At 75.4% G+C, this 7,106-nt stretch carries 9 protein-coding genes; 4 read left to right on the top strand and 5 right to left on the bottom strand.

Going from position 1 to position 7,106, the window contains the following annotated elements; genetic code table 11:
• Positions 1-654 (top strand): signal peptidase I (locus PKY62_RS05165; protein ID WP_324535530.1); only part of this gene is annotated, 654 nt, incomplete at its 5' end.
• Positions 635-1,405 carry a LamG-like jellyroll fold domain-containing protein gene (locus tag PKY62_RS05170; RefSeq protein ID WP_324535532.1) on the top strand — a complete coding sequence of 257 codons (771 nt, stop codon included), beginning with the start codon at positions 635-637 and terminating at the stop codon, positions 1,403-1,405. The genes PKY62_RS05165 and PKY62_RS05170, both read left to right, overlap by 20 nt.
• 4 nt (positions 1,406-1,409) lie before the next feature.
• On the opposite strand, the gene PKY62_RS05175 is transcribed toward PKY62_RS05170, so the two are convergent.
• Positions 1,410-1,964: a DUF1697 domain-containing protein gene (locus PKY62_RS05175; protein ID WP_324535534.1), complete on the bottom strand. Its 555-nt coding sequence runs from the start codon at positions 1,962-1,964 to the stop codon at positions 1,410-1,412.
• Between the two features lie 86 nt (positions 1,965-2,050).
• Between PKY62_RS05175 and PKY62_RS05180 the strand changes: the two genes are divergently transcribed.
• A complete protein-coding gene (locus PKY62_RS05180) occupies positions 2,051-2,581 on the top strand; it encodes a flavodoxin family protein (protein ID WP_324535536.1) in 531 nt (176 codons plus the stop codon).
• Between the two features lie 102 nt (positions 2,582-2,683).
• Positions 2,684-3,346 (top strand): AIM24 family protein, encoded by a 663-nt coding sequence (locus tag PKY62_RS05185; RefSeq protein ID WP_324535538.1) that lies wholly within the window; start codon positions 2,684-2,686, stop codon positions 3,344-3,346.
• Positions 3,347-3,367: 21 nt separating this feature from the next.
• On the opposite strand, the gene PKY62_RS05190 is transcribed toward PKY62_RS05185, so the two are convergent.
• The 4 genes from PKY62_RS05190 to ccsB form a co-directional block, all read right to left on the bottom strand.
• Positions 3,368-4,321, bottom strand: a complete 954-nt coding sequence (locus tag PKY62_RS05190) for a 5'-3' exonuclease (protein ID WP_324535540.1) — start codon at positions 4,319-4,321, stop codon at positions 3,368-3,370.
• A 70-nt stretch (positions 4,322-4,391) separates the two neighbouring features.
• The gene (locus PKY62_RS05195; protein ID WP_324535542.1) at positions 4,392-4,871 is read right to left on the bottom strand and encodes a dsRBD fold-containing protein; all 480 of its coding nucleotides are present in this window, start codon (positions 4,869-4,871) and stop codon (positions 4,392-4,394) included.
• A gap of 34 nt (positions 4,872-4,905) precedes the next feature.
• Entirely contained in the window at positions 4,906-6,162 is a 1,257-nt protein-coding gene (locus tag PKY62_RS05200) for a sensor domain-containing phosphodiesterase (protein WP_324535544.1), read from the bottom strand.
• A 126-nt stretch (positions 6,163-6,288) separates the two neighbouring features.
• Positions 6,289-7,106 (bottom strand): c-type cytochrome biogenesis protein CcsB (ccsB, locus tag PKY62_RS05205; RefSeq protein ID WP_324535546.1); only part of this gene is annotated, 818 nt, incomplete at its 5' end.

The following is a 7,106-nucleotide window of genomic DNA, read 5'->3' on the forward strand; positions in this document are numbered from 1 at the left end:
CGCCGCCGCGCGCGCCTCGCGCGCCGCTCGGGCCGGCTCGTCGCGTGGCTCGTCATCGCCGCGGGCCTCACGGCCTTCGCCGCGAGCCTCGCCGTGCCGGCCTGGTTCGAGGTGCACGGCCAGAAGCTGCTCATCGTCACGTCGGGCTCGATGTCGCCCTTCGTCGAGGCCGGCGACGTCGTGGTGCTCCAGGCGATCGACGACGCGTCCCAGCTGCGGGTCGGCCAGGTGGCCACGTTCTGGCCGCCCGGGGGCAAGCACCTCGTCACCCACCGGATCGTCGACCTGCAGATGCTGCCGTCGATGGTGCCGGACGCCGCGACGGGCGAGATGGTCCCGCAGCTCGACCTCGCGACGGGCGAGGTGGTCGAGCGGCCCTTCATCCTCACCAAGGGCGACGCCAACGAGACGGTCGACCCCAACGCGACGCCGCTGTCGCGCGTGCGCGGCGTCGTCGTCCAGGCCCACGCCGGATGGGGCACGCTGCTGTTCTGGGCGCACTCGCCGCAGGGCCGGATGGTCATGCTCGTGCCGCCGCTCGCGCTCATCGCGGCCCTCGAGCTCGCCGACACGCTCGCCGAGCGGCGCCGCGCGCGCCGCCGGCCGGCCCCACCGCTGAGGGAGGCCCGCTTCGATGCGCTCCTCCTCGACTGAGCGCCGCGGGCCGGGCCGCGCCCTCACCGTGCTGACCGCCGGCGCGCTCGGCGCCGTCATCGGGCTGGCGCTGCCGGGCGTCGGCCAGACCGGTGCGGTGCTCACCGGGAGCGCCGCGACCACCGCGACCGTGGGCGTCAGCCCGTGCAGCGGGTCGTACGTCGCCCATGTCGCCGCGCTGGGCGCAGCGCTGCACTGGGACCTCGCGACGGGCGACGTCGCGGCCCCCGGGCTGCTCGCGTGCAGCCCGACCGGCGCCATGACCCTCGCCGGCGGGGTGGAGCAGGGCGTGACGGGCACGGGGCCCACCCTCGCCACGAGCTCCACCGGCGCGATGGCCGTCTGGTTCGCGGTCACCGACGGCGACGCCACGGGCGAGCTCGCGTCGCTGCGCCAGGCCGACGGCCACGCGGTCGAGCTGCGACTCGACGCCGGCCTGCTGGTGCTGCGCGAGCGGCCGGCCGGCGGCGGCGGCGCCGTGACGCTGCTCCAGGTCGCGGTGAGCACGGGGACGCGCCACCTGGTCTCGGCCAGCCGCGCGGGCGGCACCGTGACGCTCGCCCTCGACGGGACGGTCGTCGGGGCGGCGCCGCTCGCAGCGGACCCGTCCGACCCGGCGACCTTCACGCTGGGCGCCGCACCCGGCAGCGGTCTGACGGCGGCCGCAGCCGTGGTCGACGAGGCCGTCGTGCTGCCCGGTGCGCTCGACGCGTCGGACGCAGCTGCCCTCTTCGCCGCCGAGCGCTGGTAGGGCCTCAGCCCGCGGCGTCCCCACCCATCTCGGCGAGCGCGGCCTGGACCGCGCGCATCGTGCGCAGGTTGCGGTCGGTGATCGACGGCGCGTAGCGGACCCGGCCCGCGAGCCTGCTGCGCGCCGCGGCCAGCGTGGCGCCCGCCGCGACGGTCCACGCCGTCGCCTCCGGCCCGAGCCGGACCTGCGGGGAGGCGGGGTCGGCCTCGCGGACCGCCGCGTCGAGCGCATCGAGCACGGCCGGGTCCGACGTCACCGTGACGTAGGTGTGCGTGGTCGGGTCGTCCGCGGGGTAGGGGCACGCCCGCAGCAGCGCGTCCAGCCGCGCCGCGTCGAGCACCACCACCCACGCCTCGTAGCCGAACGTCGCGCGCAGCGTCGCCTCGACGAGCGCGCGCAGCTCGACGGCCGAGCCGTCGAACCGGCACACCACGTTGCCCGAGGCGAGCAGGGTGCGCACGTCGCGCACCGGCAGCGCGGCCAGTGCCGTGCGCAGCTCTGCCATCCGCACCGTCCGGCCGCCGACGTTGACCCCCCGCAGGAGCACCGCGTAGCGCATCGGGCCACCGTAGGCGCCGCAGGGGAGGGCGACGACCGGGACGAACGACCGTGGCGCGGCCCGCCGCGGCCGCCGACGGTAGGGGGATGACCTCCCTGGTGGTGTACGAGTCGATGTTCGGGTCGAGCAAGGCGGTGGCCGAGGCCGTCGCGACGGCGCTGGAACCCGCCGGGCCCGTGCGCCTGGTCGAGGTCGGGGCGCTCGCGGCAGAGCCCGGCGGCATGACCGTCCCGCCGGACGTCAGCCTGCTGGTGGTGGGCGGGCCCACGCACGCGTTCAGCATGACCCGCCCCTCGACGCGCCAGGACGCGGTGCGCGAGTTCGGCTCGGCCATCTCCGCCGACTACGGCGTGCGCGAGTGGCTCGAGGCCGCCAGCCTGCCCCCGGGCCTCGCATGCGCCGCCTTCGACACCAAGGTCCTCAAGCCCAACCTGCCCGGCTCGGCCGGCAAGGGCATCGACAAGGGGCTGCGCAAGCTGGGCGGGCGACCCGTGGTCCGTGCCCGCACCTTCACCGTGCACGGCAAGGCCGGCGGGCTCGTCGAGGGCCAGCTCGAGGCCGCCACGGCGTGGGGCACCGAGCTCTGCGGCCTCGCGGGGCAGCCCGCGACCGTCTGAGGATCACCCTCTGACGGCCCGCCGCGCTCCGGCGTGGCGGGGCGCGCGTCTGGGACAGTGGGCGCACCGGTCCGGCGGCGGGCCATGACCCCAGGAGGACGCATGCGCAGCCAGATGTTCGGCGCCAACATGGAGGCGACCAGCACCGAGCGGTTCGCCCTGCAGAACCACAAGCTGCTGCGGGTGAAGCTCGCCGGCGAGGTGATGGCCCGCCAGGGGTCGATGGTCGCCTACCAGGGGCAGATGGACTTCGCCTACCAGGGCTCCGGCGGCATGTCGAAGATGCTCAAGAAGGCCTTCACCGGGGAGGGCGTCCCCCCCATGAAGGTCACCGGCATGGGCGACCTCTTCCTCGCGGAGGACGCGGCCGAGGTGCACGTCATCACGCTCGAGGGCGACTCGGTGACGGTCAACGGTCGCAACGTGCTGGCCTTCGACCCCACGCTCCAGTGGGACATCCGGCGCGTCGAGGGCGCGTCGATGATGGCCGGCGGGCTCTTCAACACGGTGTTCACGGGGCACGGCCAGCTGGCCCTGACGTCCTACGGCCCGCCCGTCGTGCTCGCCGTCGACGCCCCGACGTTCGCCGACGCGCAGTCGGCCATCGCGTGGTCCTCGACGCTGCAGACCAGCGTGAAGATGTCGATGTCCGCCGCCGCGCTCATCGGTCGCGGCTCGGGCGAGGCGGTCCAGATCGCGTTCGCCGGGCAGGGGTTCGTCATCGTGCAGCCCAGCGAGGGCATGCGGGTCACCACGACCGCGTGAGGTCGGAGCCGACGCTGGCGATCACCCGACGGCCGCGATCGCGTCGCGCAGCCGCGCCACGCTCGTCGTCAGCCCCCAGCGCTCGGTGAGGGCGGCGAGCGCGGCCGGGTCGGCGGGCTCGGTCGGCAGCGCGTCGGCGACCTCGCCGACGGGGACGTCCCGTGCCACCCGCACCACCCCGGGGGCGACGGCGAGGTAGTCGGCGGCGTCGGCGAGCCGGCGCGCCTGCGTGGCGGTCAGCCCGGGGTCCCCGGCCGCGACCGCGGCCAGCACGCCGTCGAGCGAGCCGTACCGCGCGACGAGCGCCGCGGCCGTCTTGTCCCCGATGCCCGCCACGCCCGGCAGCCCGTCGCTGGCGTCCCCGCGCAGGATCGAGGCGTCCGCGTAGGCCGCGCCCGTGGGCGTGCCGTGCCGCTCGGCCAGCCGGGCCTGGTCCACCACGTCGAGGTCGGCCATCCCGCGGCCGGTGTAGAGCACGCGGACGGGGCCGGAGTCGTCGACCAGCTGGAACAGGTCGCGGTCCCCGGTGACCACCTCGACGGGAGCGCGCTCGGCGGCGGGACGGGCGCGCTCGCGCCCCGCGAGCGTACCGATGACGTCGTCGGCCTCGAAGCCCGGGGCGCCCACGCGCGCGATCCCCAGCGCCGCGAGCACCTCGACGATGACGGGCACCTGCGCCGCGAGCGCCGGCGGCACCTCCTCGCCGCCGTCGGCCCCCACCCGGTGCGCCTTGTACGAGCCGATCGCGGCCACCCGGAACGCCGGCCGCCAGTCGTCGTCCCAGCAGGCCACCATCCGCGCGGGGCCGCGGGTCACCACGAGCCGGGCCACGATGTCCAGCAGGCCGCGCACCGCGTTGACCGGGGTGCCGTCGGGCGCGCGCACCGACTCCGGGACGCCGTAGAACGCGCGGAAGTACAGCGAGGCGGAGTCGAGCAGGAGCAACGGACGGCGGGACGTCTCCACGGGTGCCATGCCGTCACGCTACGGGAGGGGCCCACCCGGTGCCGAGGGGCAGCGGGTGGGCCGACGACGCGGGCCGACCTCAGCCGTGCACGCGGGCCGGCCGGCCCGTGGAGTCCTCGATCTGCTCCTCGGCCGTGTCGATGAGGCGGTCCGCCAGGTGCCGCAGCGCGCGCGCGACGGCGACCTCGTCCCCGATGACCGGCACGACCCCGTCCTCCGGGTTGCGCCGCGCCTTCCCGACAGCACCCAGGTGGTCCGGCGTCCCGGCCACGAGCACGGCCTGGGCGGTGGTGGACGCGCCCTCGTGCAGCAGCGTGACCTGGACGCGCCAGGTGCTCACGGCCGCGGGCGGCGCGGCATCGGCGGGATCACCGACCGCGGCCTCCACGTGCGCATCCGGGCCGGGGAACACCAACGTGCGCTCCCCCGTGTCCAGCCACTCCACGAGGTAGGGCGGCGAGCCGTCCTCGTGCCGCAGCTCGACCACCCTGCCGTCCCGGACGGTCCCGTCCACGACGCTGGACGCCAGCACCAACCGGTCACCCACACGAGCCTTCATGGCCAGTCACTCCTCAGGGAGGTGGATGGCTCCATCATGCGCCCGTCCGGGCCTCCAGCGGCAGGGTCCAAGGGCCTTCCGTCGGCGCGCGCACAGGCGAGGGACCTGCGGGCTCGCGATCGGTCGGACCCAGCGCCTCCGCGGGGCCGGGCCGGCCGAAGAACCAGCCCTGGCCGAGGTCCACGCCCAGGCCGCGCAGCGCGGCCGCGTCCTGCGCCGTCTCGACGCCCTCGGCGACCACCAGGGTGCCGCTGCCGTGCGCGAAGTCCACGAGCGAGCCCACCAGGGTGGTGAGCACCCGGTCGGCCGCGACGCCGTCGACGATGCTGCGGTCCAGCTTGATGACGTCCGGAGCGGTGACGACGATGTGCCGCAGCGAGGAGAAGCCCGCACCGACGTCGTCGATCGCCAGGCGCATCCCGGCGGCCCGCGGCGCCGCGACGGCTGCCGAGAGCGCGTCGTAGTCCTCGACCTGGTCGTGCTCCGAGAGCTCGAGCAGCACGCGGTCGGCTGGCAGCCGCGCGAGCAGCGCACCGCACTCCGGGGTCACCAGCGTGGCCGGCGAGACGTTCATCGCGACGTACCCGTCCACGCGGGCCAGGTGCCGGGCCGCGCGCTCCAGCGCGAGCAGCTCGAGCTCGTGCCCCAGGCCGATGCTGTGCGCCTGCGCGAAGACCACGTCGGGCGCGAGCTTCCAGTGGGCGGGGAAGCGGCTCAGCGCCTCGGCCCCGGCGCGGCGCCCGGAGGCCAGGTCGACGATCGGCTGGAGCACCACGGTCGGCCCGCCCTCCACGAGCAGCGGCACGAGGCGGGACTCGATCTCCTCCGCCCGCGCGCGGTCGACGACGCCCGGCTCGATGACCACCGCGGCCGCGGCCGCCAGCACCTCCATGAGGGCCTGGTCGCGCGCGGACAGTCCCTTGTCCGTGGTGAGGCCCGCGGCGCAGAACGTGCCGTACAGGGTGCCGTCGGACAGCCGCACGGGCGCCGAGACGTAGGAGCGCAGCCGCGGGAAGCGCGCCGCCGGCAGCGCCATCGCCTCGGGGAGGGCGCGCACGTCGGGGATGACCGCTGGCAGCCGGCCGTCGAGGATCGCCTGGCAGAACGACGTCGCCTGGACCATCCGCGCACCCTCGGGGAAGAGGAAGGGGATCGAGGAGTCGACGACCTCCAGGTGCTGGGTGGTGCCGTCCATCCGCGACAGGAACGTCACGGACAGGCCGAGGGCGCGCTTGGCCGTACGCAGGAGGTCGGCCACCTGCTGCTCGGCCTGCGTGCGCTGCGCGCCCATGCCACTCCCGTCCCGGGCGGCGGCTCCGCCCTCACGGGAGGTGTCGGCAGACCCCGGCGGTGACGAGAGGGGACGAACGGGTGACGACGGGTGCGCGAACGGGTGACGAGCGTCACCTTCGCCTCATCAGTCCTCGCTCGGCAGCCCGCTGTAGGCGTGCTTGCCGTTGAAGAGCAGGTTCACGCCCGTGAAGTTGAAGATCACGGTGGCATAGCCCACGAGGACGAACCACGCGGCCCGGCGCCCGGACCAGCCGCGCGTGGTGCGCGCGTGCAGGTAGGCGGCGTAGACCACCCAGACGACGAAGCTCCAGACCTCCTTGGGGTCCCAGCCCCAGTACCGGCCCCAGGCGTGCTCGGCCCACACGGCCCCGGCCATCACGGTGAACGTCCACAGCACGAAGCCCACGGCGTTGACCCGGAAGCTCAGCGCCTCGAGCGAGCGCACGGAGGGCAGCGTGCCGAGCACCTGCCAGCGCGGGCTGAGCATGCGCGGCGAGGCGTTCTCCCAGGAGTCCTTGAGCAGCTGGAGCACGCTCGCGGCGACGGCGACGGTGAACAGCCCGGTGGCGATCGTCGCGATCGAGACGTGGATGACGAGCCAGTAGCTCTGCAGCGCGGGCTCGACGGCGTCGGCCGGCACGTAGAACGCCGCGAGGCCGAGGCCCAGGGCCACGACGCTCAGCCCGATGACGATGGTGCCGAGGAACCGCACGTCGCGCCGCAGGCACAGCACGCGGAAGGTGACGACCGCCGCGAGGGTGCCGATGAGCGTGAACTCGTACATGTTGGCCCAGGGCACGCGACCCGCGGCAAGGCCGCGCAGCACGGCCCCGGCGACGTGCAGGGCCAGGCCCACGGTGGTGGTCGACATCGCGATGCCGAGCACCCGACCGGCCCAGCGGCCGGGCACGACCCCGCCCGTGGGTGCCTCGGGCACGCCCG

The sequence above is a fragment of the Actinotalea sp. genome (genome assembly GCF_035443605.1).
In the GTDB taxonomy this organism is placed as follows: domain Bacteria; phylum Actinomycetota; class Actinomycetes; order Actinomycetales; family Cellulomonadaceae; genus Actinotalea.

Bases quoted from the DNA above. Each gene is read 5' to 3' on its own strand.
- PKY62_RS05185 (WP_324535538.1), top strand. From the start codon at position 2,684: ATGCGCAGCCAGATGTTCGGCGCCAACATGGAGGCGACCAGCACCGAG.
- PKY62_RS05195 (WP_324535542.1), bottom strand. From the start codon at position 4,871: ATGAAGGCTCGTGTGGGTGACCGGTTGGTGCTGGCGTCCAGCGTCGTG.
- PKY62_RS05170 (WP_324535532.1), top strand. From the start codon at position 635: ATGCGCTCCTCCTCGACTGAGCGCCGCGGGCCGGGCCGCGCCCTCACC.
- PKY62_RS05190 (WP_324535540.1), bottom strand. From the start codon at position 4,321: ATGGCACCCGTGGAGACGTCCCGCCGTCCGTTGCTCCTGCTCGACTCC.
- PKY62_RS05175 (WP_324535534.1), bottom strand. From the start codon at position 1,964: ATGCGCTACGCGGTGCTCCTGCGGGGGGTCAACGTCGGCGGCCGGACG.
- PKY62_RS05200 (WP_324535544.1), bottom strand. From the start codon at position 6,162: ATGGGCGCGCAGCGCACGCAGGCCGAGCAGCAGGTGGCCGACCTCCTG.
- PKY62_RS05180 (WP_324535536.1), top strand. From the start codon at position 2,051: ATGACCTCCCTGGTGGTGTACGAGTCGATGTTCGGGTCGAGCAAGGCG.